Below are 20,216 nucleotides of genomic sequence, written 5' to 3'. Positions count from 1 at the left end.
TCCCGATTTTTCATTAGCCTTTGAAAAGCCCTGACAATGACAGGTGTTCGATGCCCCAGATCGGATGGCACCGATGGAAAAAGTCACGTCAGCAGGATGATTTCTCACTCAAACTGCTGATACGAAAAAAGCCCCGCACACGGCGAGGCTTTTTCAAACCGATCGAAATCGGTTTTATGCAGCAGGAACGATTGTAACCGTTTTACGGTTTTTCGCGCCACGCACTTCAAACTTTACTACACCGTCTGCAGTTGCAAACAGAGTGTGGTCTTTACCCATACCAACGTTCACACCTGCGTGGAACTTGGTACCGCGCTGGCGAACAATGATGTTGCCTGCTTTTACTACTTGGCCGCCAAAACGTTTGACACCTAGGCGTTTCGATTCCGAATCGCGACCGTTACGGGTACTACCACCAGCTTTTTTGTGAGCCATGTGTACATCCTCGTTAAGTTAATCTTGCCGACTACGTCGAATCCGTAGAGAGGTGAATTAACCAGCGATGCTGGTGATTTTCACTTCTGTAAACCACTGACGGTGGCCTTGACGCTTCATGTGGTGCTTACGACGACGGAACTTGATAATAGTTACTTTATCGCCACGACCATGACTAACTACTTCAGCCGTCACTTTTGCACCAGCAACCAATGGCGCGCCAACTTTAACGTCATCGCCATCTGCTACTAGAAGAACTTCGTCGAAATCAAAAGAAGAACCAGTTTCTAATTCCAGTTTCTCTAGCTTGATTACTTCGCCTTGGTTAACACGGTATTGCTTACCGCCACTTTTAATAACTGCGTACATTCTTGTCTCCAAAATACAGCAGTGTTTAGCAGGAAGGATGCTTCTTACTTACCTGATTCGAATGGAAGCGCTCTGGCAACCATCTGACAGGGAGCAAAGGGTATCGCTAAACAGGCCGCGGATTTTATATTAAGCCGTTGCCAACAGCAACAGCAAAAGACCCATTTAGACCGCTATTTTAAGGATCATTTTGCTTGGCTTGGAAGTTAGCCTGCGTTGCAAATCAAAAAGAGGATGATAAATAAGTAGTTACTCAGACTTTAGGCATAACCTTGCCTAATTTATGACAAAGAATTGCCGCTTAGAATATTTTTCGGACCTCTCATCAGCTAGATCCCCCGCAAACTTAGGCTCTAACAGTTTTGGCACAGTTATTTCATATATTGCACTCAATTAGGGTAAAAACACTATTCAGGTGAAAATATGCTTCGAATCAGCTCTGCACAATATGATGCGTCTGTTCTTCAGACGAATAGCCATGCTCTCGCTACAACAGGCGTTCAGTCTAAAGAGGCTACCTCTGCTAGCACATCGTCCAATCAGCAGGGCGTTACTCTTTCTGGTAGAGCGCTGGGTGTGCAGAAGCTGAGTCAAGAGTTCTTTAGCAACGGTACTAAAGGCTTTCAAATCACCTCGGACTTTGTCGCTAAGCTTGAAGAATACGGCTTAATCAATAGCACTGAAGCATCAAGGTTATCGCCGCTGATCTCCCCTATGTCACGTTTTAAAGAACAGGGGAATAATAGCGCATTGGATAAAGTCACCCAGTTCATTCAGGATTTCCGTGATGAGCTGAAAAAAGACAAACCCGATAGCAAGCTGATAGATACGCTTGATCGCGCTGAAAAAATTATTGAAAACTTCGATGGCGTTCAATCAACCGCAAGCCAAACCAATATAAAATCGGTGCTTGCTGAACTTAACAGCTTTTATAATTCAGCCGATGCAGAGAGCATAGACGCTGAAGATAAGGATGCCTTGATCCAGCTGGGATTGACCCTGAGAATCGCTGATAGACTAAGCCCAACGGCCATCTCTTCAAGTAAAGTGAATAGCTATTTATCTACGATGTCTCGCTTCTACTAAGACGGACAATTTTAAAGCAGCCTGTATTTCGACAGCCTTAGATAAGTGTCGCATCAATATTAATAGGGTATCAGCATACTGTTGAGACCCTAATACCTGACCTAATCCGGCAATAAAAAGCCTTTCAAACCCGCCTCCAGCTTGACACCTACGGCAACGCCCAATAGCATTCCAGCTCTTATTTTTATGCCATCTATCAGTTAAAAGCAGTCAACATGCAGCCAAAAAGTGCGATTCATGACATTGTTGCGGACGATTTTTCCGCTCTAAACCAAAACATCCTAGAACAACTGCACTCTCGTGTGCCTTTGGTTGAAAAGATTGCGGAGTATATCGTCGACAGTGGTGGTAAGCGTTTGCGTCCGCTGTTGGTGCTGCTGGTTTGCCGCGCCTTTGATTGTCAGAAAGCGGAACGTATACCGCTTTCTGCACTGGTTGAGTTTATTCATACCGCTACTTTGCTACACGACGATGTAGTGGATGAGTCTGATATGCGGCGGGGGCGTGATACAGCTAATAACAAGTGGGGCAACGCGCCAAGCGTGTTGGTGGGTGATTTCCTTTACACCCGTGCTTTTGAGTTGATGGTCAATATTGGTGATATGAAGATTTTAAAGATCTACGCCAACGCCACCAATGTGATTGCAGAAGGTGAAGTGTTACAACTGACCAATATCCGCAACCCTAAAATCACTGAAGAGCAGTACATGACGGTGATTAAAGCCAAAACCGCCATGCTGTTTGAGGCTGCAACTCAGTCGGCAGCAATTTTGTCAGGGGCAACAGCTGAACAAGAGCAAGCACTGGCAGACTATGGCAACTACCTTGGTTTGGCGTTTCAGATGCAAGATGACTTGCTGGATTACAACGGCGATGCGGTCACTATGGGTAAAAACGTGGGCGATGATCTTGCAGAAGGTAAAGCCACTCTACCATTGATTCGTGCTATGGCTGTTGGCACAGAGGATGAGGCTAAACTGATTCGCAGCGCCATTCGTAAAGGTGGCTTGGAATATCTAAATGATGTGCTAGCGATTGTGCAGCGTACAGGGGCTTTAGAGTACACCGAACAAAAGGCCCTTGAATTTGCGAATCAAGCAAAAGCCAGCTTGGCCTGCTTGCCAGAGTCGATCTACCGTGAACGTTTGGCACATCTGGCTGATTTGGCGGTACAGCGTAAGAATTAAGTTTGTCTTTAAATAGTTTTATAAGGGGTGCAGTGATGCACCCTTTTTTATGTTTAGCATTTTGCCGCTATATGTTTTAGTCAAAAACAGCCTGTAAACCCAAAAATTGTTCAGGCTTGGTCTCTCCTAAGTCTGTACTTAAGGCATAAAGTGCAGTGCGCAGCCCCTCTTCCATCGTGGGATGATAGAACGGTAAATGCGCGATTTCATCAATGGTCATTTTATTGTGGACACAACAGGCCAGCTCGAACGCAAAGTGTTCCGCTCTTGGTACTAACATCTCTCCACCCAATAAACACCTTGTTTGCCTATCGGCATATAAACGCACTAAGCCTTTATTACAGCCCATGATTAATGCGCGGCTTTGAAAGCTAAAATCAGCGCTCCCTATCGCTGTACGCTCAAGGTCAAGCTGCTCATAACGCAGGCCAAAGTAGGCGATCTGCGGGTCGGTAAAGGTGATATGAATGGGTACTCGCCGCTGATACTGCGCGTTATGGTTATTCTGGCCGTGGCTCCGATATTGAGCTAGTGCATGGAAGGCTGCAATTCGCCCCTCGTCCGCAGACTCATGACTCAATGCGCGCTGTCCATTGGCATCACCAACAATATAAATCCCACTATTTGTGCAGTTTGGGATACAAGCCTCTAAAGTATCGGGATTAATTATGGGTAAGCCTTGAGAGTTAAATTCAATACCTATGTGATGCAGGTTAAGTGCGTCCAGTGCAGGTTTTCGTCCCATTGCGACTAAAACTTTTTCAACGGGTTCTATTCGAGTACTTGTCCCTGTTAATTGCACAACCAGTTGATCCGCCTCTTCAAACAGATCGGCTTCTTTGCCTGTATACATGGTCAGTTCGGTACTGAACATCTCCTGAGCCCAGTACTGTATCTCAGGGTCAGAAATACCGCCGATACATTCGCTGGCTTCAATACCTGTAACCTGTGAACCAAGACGAGACAACGCCAAACCCAGCTCTAGACCTATACGACCTAAGCCAACAACTACGATATTGTCTGGCAGTGTTTCCTGTTCAAACAATGTCTCGCTGGTCAATATACGATTGCCAAAACGCTGCCAACGAATGGGGACAATAGGCGTTGAGCCAGTCGCGATAATCACTTTTTCAGCATAAATCTGCTGGCTGCCAACCGATATGTTCAAGGGTTTGTTGGGCGCTGTAGTGACAAAGCTTGCCTGCCCCAGAATAAAACGATCACCGAGTTGCTGTACCGCATGTGTAGGACTGTATATAAAGCGATCTCGTAGCAACCTAACTCGTTTGAGCACCTCTTTCGGCTCTATTTGTAGTTGACGAGTACCGCTGATACCTAGCTCAGGTAAAAAGTGACGGTTATGAAAAACATTAGCGGCTTCTGTAAGCGCTTTAGAGGGCATGCAACCAGATCTAGCGCTTGTTGTACCAAGCGGCCCTTGGTCTATTACAACAAAATCATCCGTAAACTGCTTGACGATTTTTAACGCTGACAATCCCGCTATACCTGCGCCAACAATAGCAACTTTCACTGATCGAATAGGGTTCATCTTAGGTATTCCCCTCTGAGATATGCCAAAATCTAATTAAGAAAAAAACAGGGCTTTGAAATACCTGTATCAAGACTCTATGACACTGACATGAACCCTGTTATTTTATGCGCAGGATTAATGGAGGGAGGGATTTATAGTTTTTTGGCACTGCTTTTGCCGCGAAGAGTTTTAAAAAGATTAATGAGTTTATCTAAGTCTGAGTCCTCCGCTGAACGCAAACTGATCCCAGTTGCACCAACCTTTCGCTCTATGGTTGATCAACTGCCCATTCCGACTGTTCTACTGTCTAGTGCTGCACAAGTGGGTTATGCCAACCAAGCGGCTCAACGCTTGCTAACCTCAACTGATGCAATGGCATTGTTAGATCTACTCGCTTTAGAAGAGCAAAAGAGTCTGTTGGACGCCTGCGCCAATCATAAGGCATTTCAGTTAGCGCTGACATTGCATTACCCTAGCACCACTCAGCAAAGCCAAACAAGCCGCGCCGTACAGTTGCAATTGATACCTATGCCAGAGGCTGATGGGCAATTACAGGCGATCATCAAAGATATTAGCGAATATCAGCAGGCCAATCGTTTGCCCGTGCATTTTCATCAAGTGATGCAGCAAACAGAAGACTTGATCATGGTGACAGATAGTCATGGTCGAATTGTGTACATCAACCCTGCATTTTTACAGCAAACAGGTTACACCGAAGCTGAGGTACTGGGGCAAAACCCTCGGATACTCAGTTCTGGCGAGCACGACGCTCAATTTTACCGTGAGATGTGGCATACCTTGCGTTCAGGCCGTAGTTATCGCAGTACTTTTATCAACCGCCGTCGCTGCGGTGAAACCTTCCATGAAGAGAAAACTATAACCCCTATTCGAGATGAGTTTGGCCAAATCAGTCACTTTGTTTCAACTGGACGTGATATCAGTGAGTTGCTTAACAGCGAAGAGCGTTTAAATGATCTACGCCGCTATGATCCTCTAACAAGACTTCCAAATCGTCAGCGTTTGGCAGAACAGTTTGAGCAGCATGTGCTTTTACGTCGTCGCACCCCAATGGCTTTGTTTTTGTTAGATCTTGATCGCTTAAGCCGAATTAATGACAGTTTGGGGCGTGCTGCAGGTGATCAGCTATTGAAGCTGGTCAGCAACCGTTTAAAAGAGAAGCTGGGGAAACAGTTTGTAGGTCGTCTAGGCAGTGATGCTTTTTTAGTGATGGCAGAAGGCATTCAAACCCCTGACCAAGCAGCACAAATGGCGCAGCAGCTGCAAAAAATTATGATGCCCCCTTTTGCACTCACTCAAGCAGAGCTATTCATGTCTGCAAGCTTGGGGATCACATTATACCCTTTTGATGGCGACCAGTTTGATGAACTGATTAACAAAGCCGAAAGCGCCATGCACCGTTGTAAAAGCACTGATCAAGGTTTCGGTTTTTTTACTGAAGACCTTACGATTCAAACACAAAACCGCGTGCGCCTAGAAAATCAGCTTAGACAAGCCCTGCTACACAAAGAGTTTCATTTGGTGTTTCAGCCCAGAATAGATCTGACAACAGGCCAAGTGAAAGGTGTTGAGGCGTTATTACGCTGGGTGCGTAGTGATGGCAAGATGGTCTCCCCCGCAGACTTTATCCCTGTATTAGAAGAGATGGGCTTAATCACTTCTGTTGGCGAGTGGGTATTGTTGCGTGCTTGTCATTACGCAAGCCAGTGGGTTAAACAGGGGTATAATTTAGAGATCTCCGTGAACCTATCTGCTCGACAGTTGAAGCAGCCTAAACTGGTTGAAATGATTGAACGTTGCTTAACACTGACAGGCTTACCCGCAGAACACTTAGAGCTAGAACTGACCGAAACCAGTATGTTGGAAGAGGTCGAATACTCTATTGAGCAGTTACAAAAAGTGCGTGCTTTAGGGATTAAAATTGCCATTGATGACTTTGGCACAGGCTACTCTTCGTTAGCCTATCTAAAGCGGCTTCCAGTCAACACACTCAAAATTGATCGTGCTTTTGTCAAAGAGCTAGAGCAAGACAGTAACGATATCAATATTGTGCGGGCAATCACCCAGTTGGCGCATAGCCTTCAACTCAGCGTTACCGCCGAAGGCATTGAAACCCCTCGCCAACTCGCACTATTAAAGTCTCTAGGCTGCAACGAAGGACAGGGGTTTTTACTGGCAAAACCTATGACAGAGGTTGATCTTTTACATCATATCAAACACTTCGATATGGCTTTGTTGATGCCTGTTGATAGCCCTGACTAGTCTGGCATTGCTTGTTGCAGCCTTTGCTCTACGTCTTGTCCCCACAGAGGACGATCTAATAAAAAGCCCTGTGCAAGCTGGCAGCCTTGCTGTTTTAGAAATGCCAGCTGCTCGGGGGTTTCAATACCCTCCGCTACTGTCAGTAAGTTTAAACTGCGCGCAAGGCTGATAATCGCCGAGGTAATGGCGACATCTTCGGCATCATCTGGTAAATCACGTACAAAAGCACGGTCAATTTTGAGCTTATCTAGAGGGAAGCGCTTCAAATAAGCCAAAGATGAATAGCCTGTGCCAAAGTCATCAAGGGAGATCCAAGCCCCAAGCGCCTTGAGTTCATCCAAGGTTTCAATCGCCCAATTAGCATCACTCATCAATGTGCTTTCAGTCATCTCCAATACAAGGTTTTGCGGAGGAAACTCAGTCTCTGTCAGCACTCTGCTGACCATTGAGACCAAGCCTTCTCTAAATTGAAGCGCTGAGACATTGACTGCAATTTCAATTGTGGGATAACCCTGCTTTAACCAGTGCTGCCCTTGACAACATGCTTCCCGTAGCACCCACTCTCCCAGCGCAATAATCAAACCTGACTCTTCAGCTAGAGGGATAAACTGATCTGGGCCTATCAAACCTTTTTCAGGATGCTGCCAACGGACTAAAGCTTCAACGCCTCTTAGACGCCCTGTTTCAATGCAATATTGTGGTTGATATGCCAGTTTAAGCTCATCACGCAGAATCCCTTGGCGTAGGGCATTTTCCATAGAAAGTCTTTCTGAGACAGCAACATTCATCTCATGGGTGAAGAACTGATATTGATCACGACCTTGGTTCTTAGCGTGATAAAGCGCGGCATCGGCATTGCGATACAAGGTCTCAAAATTTTCGCCATCTTGTGGATAAAACGCGATACCGATACTTGGGGTTACAGTGAGCAGATGGCTTTGTAGCTCAATACTCATGGCAATATCGGTCAAGATGCGACTGGCAATAGCAGCCGCTTGCTCAGGCTGAGTGATCTCAGGGCACAGAATCACAAACTCATCGCCACCCACACGACTGACAGTATCATTACCGCGTACGGCTGTGGTCAAACGCTTGGCAACTTCACAGAGCAGTTGGTCACCAATATCATGGCCTAAAGAATCATTAACATTTTTAAAGCGATCCAAATCAACAAAAAGTAACGCCAACTGCTGTCGGTTATGCTCTGCCACATGCAGCATTTGTGTTGTGCGCTCTGCTAATAAACGGCGGTTGGGCAAGTCTGTTAAAGAGTCATATTCAGCTAAATAGCGTAGGCGCTCTTCACTTTCTTTGCGAACGCTAATATCAGACAGTGTTGCGACATAGTTTTTGACTTGGCCATCTTCTTTTTTGACCATGCTGATGGAAAGCCACTCAGGGAACAAAACGCCATCTTTACGCCGATTCCAGACCTCTCCTTGCCAATGACCTTTTTCAGAAAGTGCTTGCCACATACTGGCGTAAAATAAATCAGAATGATTACCTGATGCCATAAAAGAGGGATCACGACCAATCGCCTCTGCCTCTGTGTAACCTGTGATTTCAGTGAACGCAGGGTTGACGGCTAAGATATGATTATGGGGGTCAGAAATGACAATCCCTTCAGTTGCACTCTGGAAAACCTGTGCTGCAAGTTCTAATGCTTGAGCATTATCAGTGAGCTCTGCTTGCTGACGGTCAATATCTGCCTGATAGCGTCGGAATAGGCTTTTCAACCAACCAGAAAAGATCAGCGCTAAAATCAACGCGGAAATACTCGACAGGGACAGTACCAGCAAGAGTGTTTTTAAACTTCTAACCCACTGCTTATCTAGCATGTCACGGTGCCGATCTAGAAGAGGAGTTAAATCATCAGGGTAAAGTCCTGCAACTAAGACCCACTCCCATTCAGGCACCACTTTAACCAATGCCCTTTTGATAACAGGACCACGGCCATCAGGATAAAACCAATCATAACTGATGGCACCGCCGCCTGATTTAGCCTTTTCCAATATTAATTCAAGACTTTTCTGTTTGAGTGTTTGTTTTAGAGAGGTATCGGGGATAGAAGGCAAAATGGGATTAACCAATACTTGGCCATTAAAATCAACAATAGCAATGTAACCGTTATCACCAAAGCGAAAACGCTCTAAACGCCTTAAAGTTTCCGTCTTTAGGTCATTCTCAATTTGGTATAAGTAATCCCCTGTACCTATTATCCATTGAAAGGGTTCAAATAGCCGAACATAGGCGATCTTGTCACGCATTACCTTGTTATCATCAGGTGCATACCAGCGATAACGAGAAAAACCAGCCTGCTCAGGATTACTGACCGCCTCAATCAATCCTCTCATGATGTAATGCCCCGTATCGTCCTTATTGTTAAGCAAGGAGCGACCTTCAATATGTGGGGCAGTTGGTAATAAAATACAAAGGCCGTCAAGGTCATCAATAAAGAGATAACCTCGCCCTGCAAAAAAACGAATATCTCGCAGAGCCTCTCGAATTAGAGCCTTAATTTCAGAATTGGGGATACGCCCTTTTTGCTGATCGTAAATAGACTGCGCAATGGCAATAGCCTGATCAACATGTACCTTAGACTCTCGCTTTAATATTTCCTCGGTACGAGTACGCATATAGTGCGTATAACTGACAGAAGCATTTAACTCGGACTCAAGCAATGCCTCTTGTTGAAGGAGAATCTCTTTTTTTAAAGTCTCCAGTTGAAAGTCACGGTGCTGGCTCTGTTCGTATAAAAAATAACCACCCAACAGCAGGGTGAATAGCAAGACAAAACTGACCATACCGACCATTTGCAGTTTAGGTAAACTTTGGGCGTTAACCTTTAGCTTCATGCACACTGTACTCTACTATATGAACGGATTTGTTCAGCTTGCAGACTAAACCAAGCACTCAAACAAAACTCTCAACGCTAAGAATAACATGTAGGGGATAAGAGAAAATATATCTAGAGCCAACAATCTAGCCTATGACAACTCAGAGGCTAATATTTAAGCCAACAACCATATTAAGAGCGCGTATCTCAGGCTTTTACCCAAAGCGACCAAGATAACAAAGTGCAAAAAGGGGGTTTTTAAAAAGCCTGCAATTAAAGTCAGCGGATCTCCAATAATGGGCACCCACGCCAGTAACAGAGAAGCCTTGCCCCAGCGTTGATATTTTACCGCAGCGCTCTCTAAAGCCTGCGCCGACACTGGAAACCATTTATGGTGACGCCAGTGATAGCCAAATCGACCTAAACTCCAGTTGATGATTGAGCCTAGAACATTGCCAAAGCTTGCCATTGCCCAAAGTAGATAGAGATTAGCCTGTTCGTCTTGCAATAAAATAAGTAGCAGAGCCTCAGATGAACCGGGCAGCAACGTAGCCGATAGCAAGGCGGAAAAAAACAATGATAAGTAACTGAGCACAGCTGTTCCTAAATATAGGGCTTTGTAACAAAGTGAAGCCCTGACGCAAGAGCTGTTATGATGGCTTGATTACCCTAAAACACCAATCAAAATGATTCACAGATCACACTACATACGGCATTTGAAGTTATGATTATAAAAAAAATGCATGTCGTTACAGCTTGAAACAGCTTTTAAAGCGGAAAAAAAGCTAATATTGTTTTATACCTCACCAATAATGGTCGCCACTTAAGCTCAGTGTAGAAAAATGGATGATAAAAAAAGCTCGGTAGATCAGGGTGATACACCCCCTGCCAAAGTAAAAAATGAGTTCACTTTAGTGCCAGGGGTTTACCCAAAGCATCATAAGCTGACGCCTGCAGAGTTAGCTGAGCAGGAGGCTGAAGAGGAACGTCAGAAAATCAAAGCACAATGGGAAGCACAGCAGGCTGAAAAAAAACTAGAAGAGCGCAAAAAAGCTGAGGAAGAACGCCAAAAAGCAGAGCGCGAACTGCTCTATAAAGAGTTAGAAAATCTAGACTATGGTCTGTTGTCGCTATCAGAATACCCCTCAGACTTTGAAGTAGAAGTAGCACGGCGCGCACGTTTAGGCTGGTTTTTTGGTTTAGGCGTTGCTGTTTTTCTGTTTGCCAGCAGTTTACTCAACCTTGTGCACCCTTGGGTAGGCGGTATTTCTGGTGGTATCGCCTTTGTTTTATGGCTGAGCCACGGCACAGGTATGATGCGCTTTCTACCGGGTTTGGGGAAACACCCTGAGCTTTTGACTCAACGTCGTAGAATAAAAAACCAAGTAACTGAGTACATCGTTCAAACAGAGGGTAAGCGAGGCTATATTCACCGTATTTATCCGTTGGTTCACTTTAATGCTAGGTTACGGGCGCGTAAGTTCAGACGTATTGCTTTAATGTCAAAAGAACACACTTTGTTTAATAATATCAAGACATTACAAGATGTTGCGCTTTATCATGAGTTTGTTGAAGAGGCGCGAAAAGCTGCCCAAGAGTATTTTCTTCAACAAGCAGAAGATAAGTTAATGGAAGACCTTGAGTTAGATCCTAAAGATTTTGATTTTAGTGAAGACGCTGACACAACAGAAGAGGCTGAAGCGGCGGCTAAGCCCTCTGCGGAAGAAAGCAAACCAGCAGATGACCAAAAGCCTTTGCAAGTTAGAGCAAAAGGCCAGCTAGAACCGGACAGTTCTTCAGATCCAGTTGAATCAACAATAAAAGACCATAAAGCAGATAAGTGAATAATGATCATGAGCGTAACGCAGACCGTCGCGGTATTAGGGGCAAGCCCAAAGCCTGAACGCTTTTCTAATCAGGCGGTACGATTACTGACCGAGTATCAGCATCGAGTGATCCCCGTTAACCCTGCTTTTGAAAAGATAGAAAGCTGGCCCTGTAGTCCTAGCCTCAGTGCGATTACTGAACAAGTTGACACTTTGAGCCTATACCTAGGTGCGGAGCGGTTGGTTGAACAGCTTGATGCCATATTAAAGCTCAAGCCTAAACGGGTTTTGTTCAACCCCGGTACAGAGTCACCTGACGTACAAGCTGCGTTAACCGATGCGGGCATCCCTTGGATAAAGGGCTGTACTTTAGTGCTTTTGCGCAATCACCAGTTTTAAGAAGCTCATATGATCGACTCACTTACCATTGCACCAGAACGTTTGGCTGTTTTCAGCCCCTTTTCTCGCTTGGCGGATGATCAACGAATTCTGTTGAGCCATCAACTTGCTAGAATGAATGCTGCAGCAGGTACATTGTTGGTGAGTTTTGGCGACATACCTGATTATGAGATTTTTTTGCTGAAAGGTTCTGTGCAAATATGCAGTGAGCTAAACAAAACCAATGTAAATGCAGGTGATGCCCGTAGCAGCCTGAGTTTAGTGAATCTACGCCCAAGTCCAGTGCAAATTATTGCTCAAACCGATATTGAGTATTTTTTGGTCAATGCGGACCTTTTACAGTCACTACAATCTGAGAATATCACCAGCGATTTTAATAACCCTGAGTTGATGGCGGGTAGCAGTAGTCATCCTGTGGTGCTGAATTTTTATAAAGCATTGATGAACAACCGTCTTGAGTTACCCAGCTTACCGGAGATTTCTCAGCGCATCAGCCGGATCATCACCGATGATAGTTTGCATCTTGATCAAATCGCCACATTAATCGCCTCTGACGCTGCACTATCCGCTAAGCTGCTACGCTTGGCCAATAGCCCAATGTACCGAGGCAAGTCATCTGTTTCATCAGTTTCAGATGCGCTAAACAGAATGGGTATCAATGCCGTTCGGCATTTGGTTTTGGCCTTCGCCCTAAAAGACAAATTAAAGTCCAACAGCCCTTGGATAAAAAATCGCATGCTTGGCTGCTGGAAACAGGGCGTACAATTAGCCGCGCTTTGCTATGTTCTGGCAAAAACCTGCACAAAAATTCCACCCGAAGAAGCGATGTTAGCAGGGCTATTACATAATGTGGGTGAGCTGCCATTACTGCAATTTGCAGAACACTATCCAGAACTAGAACAAGACCCAGACTACTTAAGCCAGATTCTATCCGATGCCCGTGGTCAAGCAGGTGCAATGATTCTGCATCGCTGGAATTTATCTATTCCTTTAATTACAGCGGTTCAACATGTTGATTCATGGTTTTATGAGCCGAATGATCCAGAACCGACTATTGCCGACATTTTACTTTTGGCATGTCTACATAGCTTACATATGGCAGACCGAGCACCTTGGATTCCAGCAATTAACCAAGTGCCCGCCTATCAAAAAATAGCCCCCGGTCAACTCAGTGACTCAATGACACTGAAAATTCTAGACGACGCCAGAGAACAAATTAGTGAAATTAGGCAATTACTCAGCCGTTAACTTTACAATAAGACGGATGGGTAAGGAAAAAAGCCAACCAATCAGATACTATGCCTCTTTTATTTGGGTCTTTAGACGTTAAAGGAGCCTGAAGGTGCGGGCATTAATTCAACGTGTATCTCATGCGAAGGTTGAGGTTGACCAGCAAATAGTTGGTCAAATCAATCATGGGTTATTGGTTTTTATCGGTGTTGAAAAAGGTGATCGCACAGATGATGCTGACCGCTTGTTACACAAGATCTTAGCCTATCGCGTTTTTTCTGATGACAATCAGAAAATGAACCTGAGTGTTGCCGATGTAAACGGCGGTTTGTTATTGGTTTCTCAGTTCACTCTAGCAGCGAACACTCAAAAAGGTTTACGGCCCAGCTTCTCTTCCGCAGCGCCACCCTCCGACGGTGAGGCGCTGTATCACTATATTGTAGAACAAGCGCGGCAAAAGCATCATACCGTAGCAACAGGGCGCTTCGGTGCCGATATGAAAGTACAGTTACTGAATGACGGCCCTGTCACTTTCTTGCTTGAAACCTGATTTGATTAAGGTGTAATCATGAGCCATAACTCCTATTCGCAAAAAGTTGCTTTGATCACAGGTGGCGGCCAAGGTATTGGCCGCGCAATCTGTCACGGTCTGTTGAATCAAGGCATGACCGTCATCTGTGCTGATATCGACATGGAAGCAGCGGATGAAACAGCAGCACTTTATTCTGATATTGGCACCATACACGCCCTCTCTTTTGATGTCTCAGATGAGTCTAGTGTGCAAGAGGGGCTGCAAAACATTATTGATGAGTTTGGCCGCCTTGATGTACTGGTAAACAACGCAGGTATTTCAACGCCTTTCACTGACCCTATTGAAGACCTGTCCCTTGATGAATGGCAACGCTACTTAGATGTGAATTTGACGGGGGTATTTCTATCGAGTAAATACTCACTGCCTTATTTACGTGAGCAGAAAGGCTGCATTATCAATATAGCTTCTACCCGTGCGTTACAGTCAGAACGAGACACAGAAGCGTATGCGGCCAGCAAAGGCGGCGTATTGGCCTTAACTCATGCGATGGCGATTAGCCAAGCGCCTGATGTACGAGTGAACTGCATTAGTCCAGGTTGGATCGAAGTGGGTGATTGGCAAAAATCACGGTCTAGCATTGAACCTATGCACTCACCTGCTGATTTAGCACAACACCCTGTAGGCCGTATTGGTCAACCCCATGATGTGGCCTATATGGTCTGTTACTTAGCCACCGATGTTGCAAGCTTTATCACTGGGCAGAACTTTGTTATTGATGGCGGCATGGCTGTAAAAATGCAGTACGGTGACACTCAGTAACGACTGCCTGAAAATGGATAGGCTTGCTAAATAACAGAAATAGAAAGAGCGCACCGTGGCGCTCTTTCTATTTCTAAATATTAGGCCGTTTAATTTGGCTTGGGTACAATATAGATTAATCTAAGCCTTCCTCTAATAGCTCTAACTCCTCTTGCAGCACCATCCAATCCGTTTCGATCTGTTCCGCTTTTTGGTTCAACTCGCCCTGCTGTTTTAGCAATTTTTGTAGCGACTCTTTGTTTTTTGCGTCGTAGATGTCAGGCTCAGACAGTGCTTGTTCAATTTCAGCCAATTGACTTTGCACTTGCTCTAACTGCTGTTCAAGCTTCTCGATTTTCTTTTTTAGGGGCCGTAGCTGTTCGCGCCTTTGTGCGGCTAGGCGACGCTCCTCTTTTCGATCACGTTTGTCTTCTGGCGCGGCTGTGCTGCTGTCGGTTGTCCCACTCTCTGCTTTTTGCTCTTTCTGTAGGTTTTGTGTCCGCAGCTTCAGCCATTGATGATAGTCCTCAAGATCACCGTCAAAAGGCTCCACTTTACCATCACAGACCAACCAGAACTCATCAACGGTATTACGTAGCATGTGACGATCGTGGGAAACCAAAATCACCACACCGGGAAACGCTTGCAGCGCCATAGTCAGCGCCAAACGCATCTCAAGATCAAGGTGGTTGGTTGGCTCATCCATCATCAGCAGGTTAGGTTTCTGCCATGCAATTAACGACAGCGCCAAACGGGCTTTTTCACCACCTGAGAATCGGGTCACTTCGGTTTCAACATCATCACCACGGAAACCAAAACCGCCCAGATAGTTACGAATCTCTTGCTCAGACACTTTAGGTGACAAACGCTGAATATGCAGTAACGGTGTGGCGTTAAGGTCAAGCGCTTCTAGTTGATGCTGAGCAAAGTAACCAATCTTAAGATTTTCCCCTGCGGTATAAACGCCTGACAGCGGCGCAACGTCGCCAACCATCGCTTTGATCAGGGTTGATTTACCAGCACCATTGGGGCCTAACAAACCGATGCGCATACCGGGTAATAGGCTAAATGACACCGCATTTAGAATGGTCTTATCACTATAACCAATCTGGGCTTGATCGAACACCAGCAAAGGTGATGAGGTTTTTTCCGTACAAGGAATGGTGAACTCAAAAGGTGAGTCCACATGAGCTGGGGCGATTAACTCCATGCGCTCCAACTCTTTGACCCGACTCTGAGCCTGTTTGGCCTTTGAGGCTTTGGCTTTAAAACGGCGTACAAAGTTTTCAATTTCAGCCACTCGGGTTTGCTGTTTCTCAAACTGAGCTTGTTGCTGGGCTAAACGCTGCGCGCGCATCAACTCGAACGCGGAATAGTTACCACGATAAAGTGTAATGGTTTGTTGTTCCATATGGGCAATACTGTCTGCCACGCTGTCTAAAAAGTCACGGTCGTGGGAGATCAGCAACAAAGTACCCGGATATTGTTTAAGCCAGCCCTCTAACCACAGGGTTGCATCCAAGTCTAAGTGGTTGGTCGGCTCGTCCAATAGCAATAAATCAGAAGGCATCAACAGCGCTTGGGCTAAGTTCAGGCGAATACGCCAGCCCCCTGAAAAAGACTGCACGGGTTGCAGGGTCTGCGCCATTGAGAAGCCCAAACCCAACAACAACTGCTCTGCACGATTTTTCGCCGTGTAACCCTGTAAATCTTCCATTTTGGCATGCAGTATTGCCATACGATGGTGATCATCTGCCGCTTCCGCCTTCACCAATTCGGCTTCAACCGCGCGCATCTCTTTATCGCCATCTAAAACATAATCAACCGCAGATTTGTTTAAGGCATGAACTTCCTGCGCCATATGGGCAATACGCAGGTTACTTGGAATAAACAGATCGCCGCTGTCGGCATGTAACTCACCCAGCAGCAACTTAAATAAACTGGATTTACCTGCACCGTTCGCACCGACCACGCCAATGCGTTGGCCACGGTGAATAATCAGAGAGGTATTTTGCAAAAGGGTTTGCGTTCCCCGTTGCAGGCTCAGGCGTTCTAATGTAATCATGTGAGTTTCAAGTCAAAATAAATGAGCCCGGAGGCAGGCGAGCATGTCAGATGTAGCATTGGAATATGATAACCCATTCTGGCGCTTTTCTACGAAACTCTATCGATTAGAAACCGTAGAAATGTCCTGTATCTATTTGCAGGATCATCAAGGCGTGATGGTCAATCACCTATTATTTTCTTGTTGGCTCAGCACACAAAATGTGTGTTACAGCCAAGATTGGGCACAACAGGTTGAGCCGATTATTGGTTGGCATAATCAATTTGTAGTGCCGCTGCGGAAACAGCGTCGACACCTTAAAGCAATGGCACAGGCTGAGCCACGCTTGCAAGAGATGCGAGAGCACTTATTAGAAGCTGAGATGATTGCAGAGCAGCATGAGCAAGCTTTGCTCTATTTGATGTATGCCTTGAAAAAAGGTGTACAAAATTGTACTGATCGCACCACGGCACTGCGCAACAATATGGCCTTTGTATTGAAAGATGCCAAAATGACCAAGATTGCCACCGATGAGCTGGCTAACTTATTGGCTCTGGTGGTTGATGAGGAGATCGCTCGACAACTGGCTGCTGAGTTTTAACCTTATCAGTAATACCCCTTATCTAGACCTTAATTGACAGACGCACCTGTGAAACTATTTCTTAAACTACTGATCATTGTTGTTATTGTTGCCATGGCCGCACCGTTCTTTATCAAAGGTTCAGACGGCAAGCCTTTGATCAGTGCTGGAACCTTTTTACCTGAAGCAGCCCTGCCAGAATCAGTGAAGGCGCTTTTACAAACTGCGCCCTTAAATACTGATACGACTACGCCGCATCACAACCCAAACCGTAACACTAATGGCGAAAATGGCGAAACTAAAGTATATCGCTGGCAAGATGCCGAAGGGCAGTGGCACTACTCCGACAGAGCAGGACAGCAAAACGCTGAGCAACACACTATTCGTCAATCTAATCAGCTACCCGCTTATCAACCAAAACAGGTGGAGACTACGGAGTCTGCATTAACATTGAACAGAAATAGCGCTTCTGAGGTCAAAATGCCAAGCTCTAATCTATCGGGCACATTGTCGTTATCAGATACAGAAGCTTTAATGAAGCAAGCCCAAGAAACACAACGTATTTTGCAAGAGCGCCAAGCCCAAATTGATGCGCTGTTAAAAGCGCAAACACAATAATCAAGACTGGTATCGGTGACTCAAAGCACAGACGAGAAAGTCAACATACTGTATCCTAAGACTTTATTATCTATATCCTAAGGCTTTGCAGGGTATAAAAAAACACAGACCCATTGAGGAATATTCATGAAAAAAACGCTACTTACGCTGACCTTAGGTAGCCTACTGGCTACTCCAGTAATGGCGGAAACTAAACTCAGCTCAGAACAGGATCGTCTTAGCTATAGCTTGGGTCTGATTATGGGACAACGTCTAAAACAAGACGTGCAAGAGCTAAACGTGGATGTGATGGCACAGGCAATAAAAGACCTTTACGCAGGTAAAGCGCCACAAATGACCGAAGCGGAAGTGGGCGAAACCATGCGCGCTTTCCAGCAGAAAAAGATGCTAGAGCAACAAGAAGCCCAAGCTAAAGCAGCTGAAGACAACCTGAAAAAAGGTCAAGAATTTCTAGCTGAAAACGCGAAGAAATCAGGTGTAAAAAGCACTGACTCTGGTCTTCAATATCAAGTGCTGACCGCAGGTAAAGGCAAAAAGCCCGCAGCAACCGACGAAGTTAAAGTTCACTACGAAGGTAAGCTAATTAATGGCGAGGTATTTGATAGCTCAATTCAGCGTGGCGAGCCTGTGACTTTCCGTTTGAATCAAGTGATCCAAGGCTGGCAGGAAGGTTTACAGCTGATGTCTGTTGGCAGCAAATGGAAACTGTTTATTCCATCTGATCTAGCTTATGGCCCGGGCGGTACGGGTGGCCCTATTGGGCCAAATGAAACTCTGATTTTTGAAGTAGAGCTGTTGGATGTAAATCCAAGTGTGGCGGCAGAGTAATTGATTCACACTTAAAGCTATCTTTGATCAAAAAAGGGAGGTCTATTAAGACTTCCCTTTTGTTTGGGTGCTTGCACATTATGCACTTCGAGTATGGTGTAAAGTGCAAGGCTAAAACTGATATTTAGCACCAAGCGAGAGAATATCTACATCAAGCTTGCCCAATACCCCCGGATCAGTGCCCATGACCCGTCGCCAGTTTAGCTGTAACTGCCAATCAGGCTTCAGTTGATAACCAACACCTAAACCAGCCACTGCTACTCGCTCATTGTTAGATTTGCTAAAACTTTCACTCTCGGTGGCTAGCACCGTGCCTGCGGCATTAACACTTTGTCCATTGGCCGAGCCTGAGGCGGTTTGCTTGAGCCAAGCGAACCCCAGTTGAGCTTTTAATCGCCAATGATCATTGACCGAGTATTGGCCTATGGCACTGAGCAGAACGCCATTTTGCTCGGCTGCTTCTTTGATAGTACGGGTTCGGGTGATACCCGTGCTGCTGGTATCGGTTGTGTTCGAGGTGGCGGATACCTCACCCAAGTTTAGATAACTGGCTTCAATAGCTAGATAAGGCGTGTATTGATAACCCACACTCAATATCACGGCGGTATCCTTATTGTCTTCAGAGAGCGTTGCACTGCCACCCTGATTGATAATACCTGTGTGATAGCTTTGAAAGTGGGCGGTATCTAGGTTGCTGCGAGTTTGCCCCGCTTCCAGTGTCAGATAAGGACTGGCATGGGCATTCAGTGCGGCCAGTGTTAAACCCGCAGAGATTAGATAAGGCGTATACCGCATGGTGTTATTATCCTGAGTCACAAATAAAAGGTTTTTAGGTTAACTGCGCCTCTGAGCCAATCCTCAGAGGCGCTCCACTTTTTGAGTGGTTATCCCAGTAACATCCAGTCAAAGAACTGGTGGGCGTTGGTGCCTTCAAAGGGTGAAATTGGGTCTGGCAAGGCGGTAGGCTCTCGATAACCTAGTGCACCTGGGTCATAGATCACACCATTCGCAACGCCGTCATCATCAAATACACTGCCGTCTTGGATTTCAAAGTCCAGCTGCCATTTATTACCCACTTGCTTAATGCTACCGTTATAGGCCTCACTGGCTAGGTTCACCCAGTTACCATCACTGATTTGTTTCCAGTAACCGTTTACTTGAGCGCTGGCGTCTACCAATAAGCTGAAGTTCTGAATCAACCCCGGTGCGTCCAAGTCCGCATAGAAGCTGATTAGACCCAGCGGCATTTCCATATCACTAGGTTTATCCTCTGGTGCATCTAACTGCTTCACATCTCTCAATTTAGCGACAGGTTTAGCAGGGTTGTCGCCATTGTTATTACCGTTATTACCCGCTGCTGCTAAGGTGACAAATACCACTGGCGCATCTAGGACAGCTGTCACTTTGTCTGTATTACGGAAAGGCACAGAGGCGACTTCTGATTGCTCTCGGTCTGGTGTGCCATCGCCATTACCATCGCCCTGTACAGTGCCTGTACCTGCTATTGCAGGTACAAAATCTTCAATAGACTCTGGTGTACCATCGCCATCTTCATCAGGCAGTTGCTCCCAGTCGACCACTGGAGGAATCTCTGGCTCTGGTTCTGGCTCTGGCTCTGGCTCTGGCTCTGGCTCTGG

At 45.7% G+C, this 20,216-nt stretch carries 19 protein-coding genes; 11 read left to right on the top strand and 8 right to left on the bottom strand.

Annotation, left to right across the window (positions count from 1 at the left end; genetic code table 11):
- Positions 1 to 174: 174 nt before the first annotated feature.
- Both rpmA and rplU read right to left on the bottom strand, forming a co-directional pair.
- Positions 175 to 435, bottom strand: coding sequence for a 50S ribosomal protein L27 (gene rpmA / locus B5D26_RS02835; RefSeq protein ID WP_078744179.1), 261 nt, complete (start codon positions 433 to 435; stop codon positions 175 to 177).
- Positions 436 to 492: 57 nt separating this feature from the next.
- Positions 493 to 804 carry a 50S ribosomal protein L21 gene (rplU, locus tag B5D26_RS02830; RefSeq protein WP_078744178.1) on the bottom strand — a complete coding sequence of 104 codons (312 nt, stop codon included), beginning with the start codon at positions 802 to 804 and terminating at the stop codon, positions 493 to 495.
- Between the two features lie 423 nt (positions 805 to 1,227).
- Between rplU and B5D26_RS02825 the strand changes: the two genes are divergently transcribed.
- Positions 1,228 to 1,890 carry a hypothetical protein gene (locus B5D26_RS02825; protein ID WP_078744177.1) on the top strand — a complete coding sequence of 221 codons (663 nt, stop codon included), beginning with the start codon at positions 1,228 to 1,230 and terminating at the stop codon, positions 1,888 to 1,890.
- 215 nt (positions 1,891 to 2,105) lie between these two features.
- The gene (ispB, locus tag B5D26_RS02820; protein ID WP_078744176.1) at positions 2,106 to 3,077 is read left to right on the top strand and encodes an octaprenyl diphosphate synthase; all 972 of its coding nucleotides are present in this window, start codon (positions 2,106 to 2,108) and stop codon (positions 3,075 to 3,077) included.
- 76 nt (positions 3,078 to 3,153) lie between these two features.
- Here the strand turns inward: ispB and B5D26_RS02815 are convergent, their stop codons facing one another.
- A complete protein-coding gene (locus B5D26_RS02815) occupies positions 3,154 to 4,626 on the bottom strand; it encodes a dihydrolipoyl dehydrogenase (protein WP_078744175.1) in 1,473 nt (490 codons plus the stop codon).
- A 183-nt stretch (positions 4,627 to 4,809) separates the two neighbouring features.
- Here B5D26_RS02815 and B5D26_RS02810 point away from each other — a divergent pair, with 183 nt between their 5' ends.
- Entirely contained in the window at positions 4,810 to 6,888 is a 2,079-nt protein-coding gene (locus tag B5D26_RS02810) for a putative bifunctional diguanylate cyclase/phosphodiesterase (protein ID WP_159445571.1), read from the top strand.
- Here B5D26_RS02810 and B5D26_RS02805 read toward each other — a convergent pair.
- Together B5D26_RS02805 and B5D26_RS02800 are read right to left on the bottom strand one after the other, a co-directional pair.
- Positions 6,885 to 9,743, bottom strand: coding sequence for a bifunctional diguanylate cyclase/phosphodiesterase (locus B5D26_RS02805; RefSeq protein ID WP_078744173.1), 2,859 nt, complete (start codon positions 9,741 to 9,743; stop codon positions 6,885 to 6,887). The genes B5D26_RS02810 and B5D26_RS02805 overlap by 4 nt on opposite strands.
- A 156-nt stretch (positions 9,744 to 9,899) precedes the next feature.
- Positions 9,900 to 10,319, bottom strand: coding sequence for a YqaA family protein (locus B5D26_RS02800; RefSeq protein ID WP_078744172.1), 420 nt, complete (start codon positions 10,317 to 10,319; stop codon positions 9,900 to 9,902).
- Positions 10,320 to 10,566: 247 nt separating this feature from the next.
- On the opposite strand from B5D26_RS02800, the gene B5D26_RS02795 reads away from it, so the two are divergent.
- The 5 genes from B5D26_RS02795 to B5D26_RS02775 all read left to right on the top strand — a co-directional run bounded on the left by B5D26_RS02795 (position 10,567) and on the right by B5D26_RS02775 (position 14,530).
- Positions 10,567 to 11,568, top strand: coding sequence for a hypothetical protein (locus B5D26_RS02795; RefSeq protein ID WP_078744171.1), 1,002 nt, complete (start codon positions 10,567 to 10,569; stop codon positions 11,566 to 11,568).
- Between the two features lie 9 nt (positions 11,569 to 11,577).
- A complete protein-coding gene (locus tag B5D26_RS02790; RefSeq protein WP_078744362.1) occupies positions 11,578 to 11,949 on the top strand; it encodes a CoA-binding protein in 372 nt (123 codons plus the stop codon).
- Positions 11,950 to 11,958: 9 nt separating this feature from the next.
- Positions 11,959 to 13,197: an HDOD domain-containing protein gene (locus tag B5D26_RS02785; protein WP_078744170.1), complete on the top strand. Its 1,239-nt coding sequence runs from the start codon at positions 11,959 to 11,961 to the stop codon at positions 13,195 to 13,197.
- Between the two features lie 94 nt (positions 13,198 to 13,291).
- Positions 13,292 to 13,729, top strand: a complete 438-nt coding sequence (gene dtd, locus B5D26_RS02780; protein WP_078744169.1) for a D-aminoacyl-tRNA deacylase — start codon at positions 13,292 to 13,294, stop codon at positions 13,727 to 13,729.
- An 18-nt stretch (positions 13,730 to 13,747) separates the two neighbouring features.
- A complete protein-coding gene (locus B5D26_RS02775) occupies positions 13,748 to 14,530 on the top strand; it encodes an SDR family NAD(P)-dependent oxidoreductase (RefSeq protein WP_078744168.1) in 783 nt (260 codons plus the stop codon).
- 115 nt (positions 14,531 to 14,645) lie between these two features.
- On the opposite strand, the gene B5D26_RS02770 is transcribed toward B5D26_RS02775, so the two are convergent.
- Positions 14,646 to 16,574, bottom strand: coding sequence for an ATP-binding cassette domain-containing protein (locus B5D26_RS02770; RefSeq protein ID WP_078744167.1), 1,929 nt, complete (start codon positions 16,572 to 16,574; stop codon positions 14,646 to 14,648).
- 43 nt (positions 16,575 to 16,617) lie between these two features.
- Here B5D26_RS02770 and B5D26_RS02765 point away from each other — a divergent pair, with 43 nt between their 5' ends.
- The 3 genes from B5D26_RS02765 to B5D26_RS02755 all read left to right on the top strand — a co-directional run bounded on the left by B5D26_RS02765 (position 16,618) and on the right by B5D26_RS02755 (position 18,579).
- Entirely contained in the window at positions 16,618 to 17,154 is a 537-nt protein-coding gene (locus B5D26_RS02765; protein WP_078744166.1) for a TIGR02444 family protein, read from the top strand.
- Positions 17,155 to 17,202: 48 nt separating this feature from the next.
- Positions 17,203 to 17,751: a DUF4124 domain-containing protein gene (locus tag B5D26_RS02760; RefSeq protein WP_139776595.1), complete on the top strand. Its 549-nt coding sequence runs from the start codon at positions 17,203 to 17,205 to the stop codon at positions 17,749 to 17,751.
- A gap of 126 nt (positions 17,752 to 17,877) precedes the next feature.
- Positions 17,878 to 18,579, top strand: a complete 702-nt coding sequence (locus tag B5D26_RS02755) for a BamJ family beta-barrel-assembly machinery protein (protein WP_078744164.1) — start codon at positions 17,878 to 17,880, stop codon at positions 18,577 to 18,579.
- A 111-nt stretch (positions 18,580 to 18,690) separates the two neighbouring features.
- Here the strand turns inward: B5D26_RS02755 and B5D26_RS02750 are convergent, their stop codons facing one another.
- Positions 18,691 to 19,374: an outer membrane beta-barrel protein gene (locus B5D26_RS02750; RefSeq protein ID WP_078744163.1), complete on the bottom strand. Its 684-nt coding sequence runs from the start codon at positions 19,372 to 19,374 to the stop codon at positions 18,691 to 18,693.
- A gap of 89 nt (positions 19,375 to 19,463) precedes the next feature.
- Positions 19,464 to 20,216: choice-of-anchor U domain-containing protein (locus B5D26_RS02745; RefSeq protein WP_327196244.1), on the bottom strand; the 753-nt coding region annotated here is incomplete at its 5' end.

It is taken from the genome of Oceanospirillum multiglobuliferum (genome assembly GCF_900167095.1).
Taxonomy (GTDB): domain Bacteria; phylum Pseudomonadota; class Gammaproteobacteria; order Pseudomonadales; family Halomonadaceae; genus Oceanospirillum; species Oceanospirillum multiglobuliferum.
Note: the sequence above shows the minus strand (reverse complement) of the source record. Positions and strands in the feature narration are given on the sequence as shown.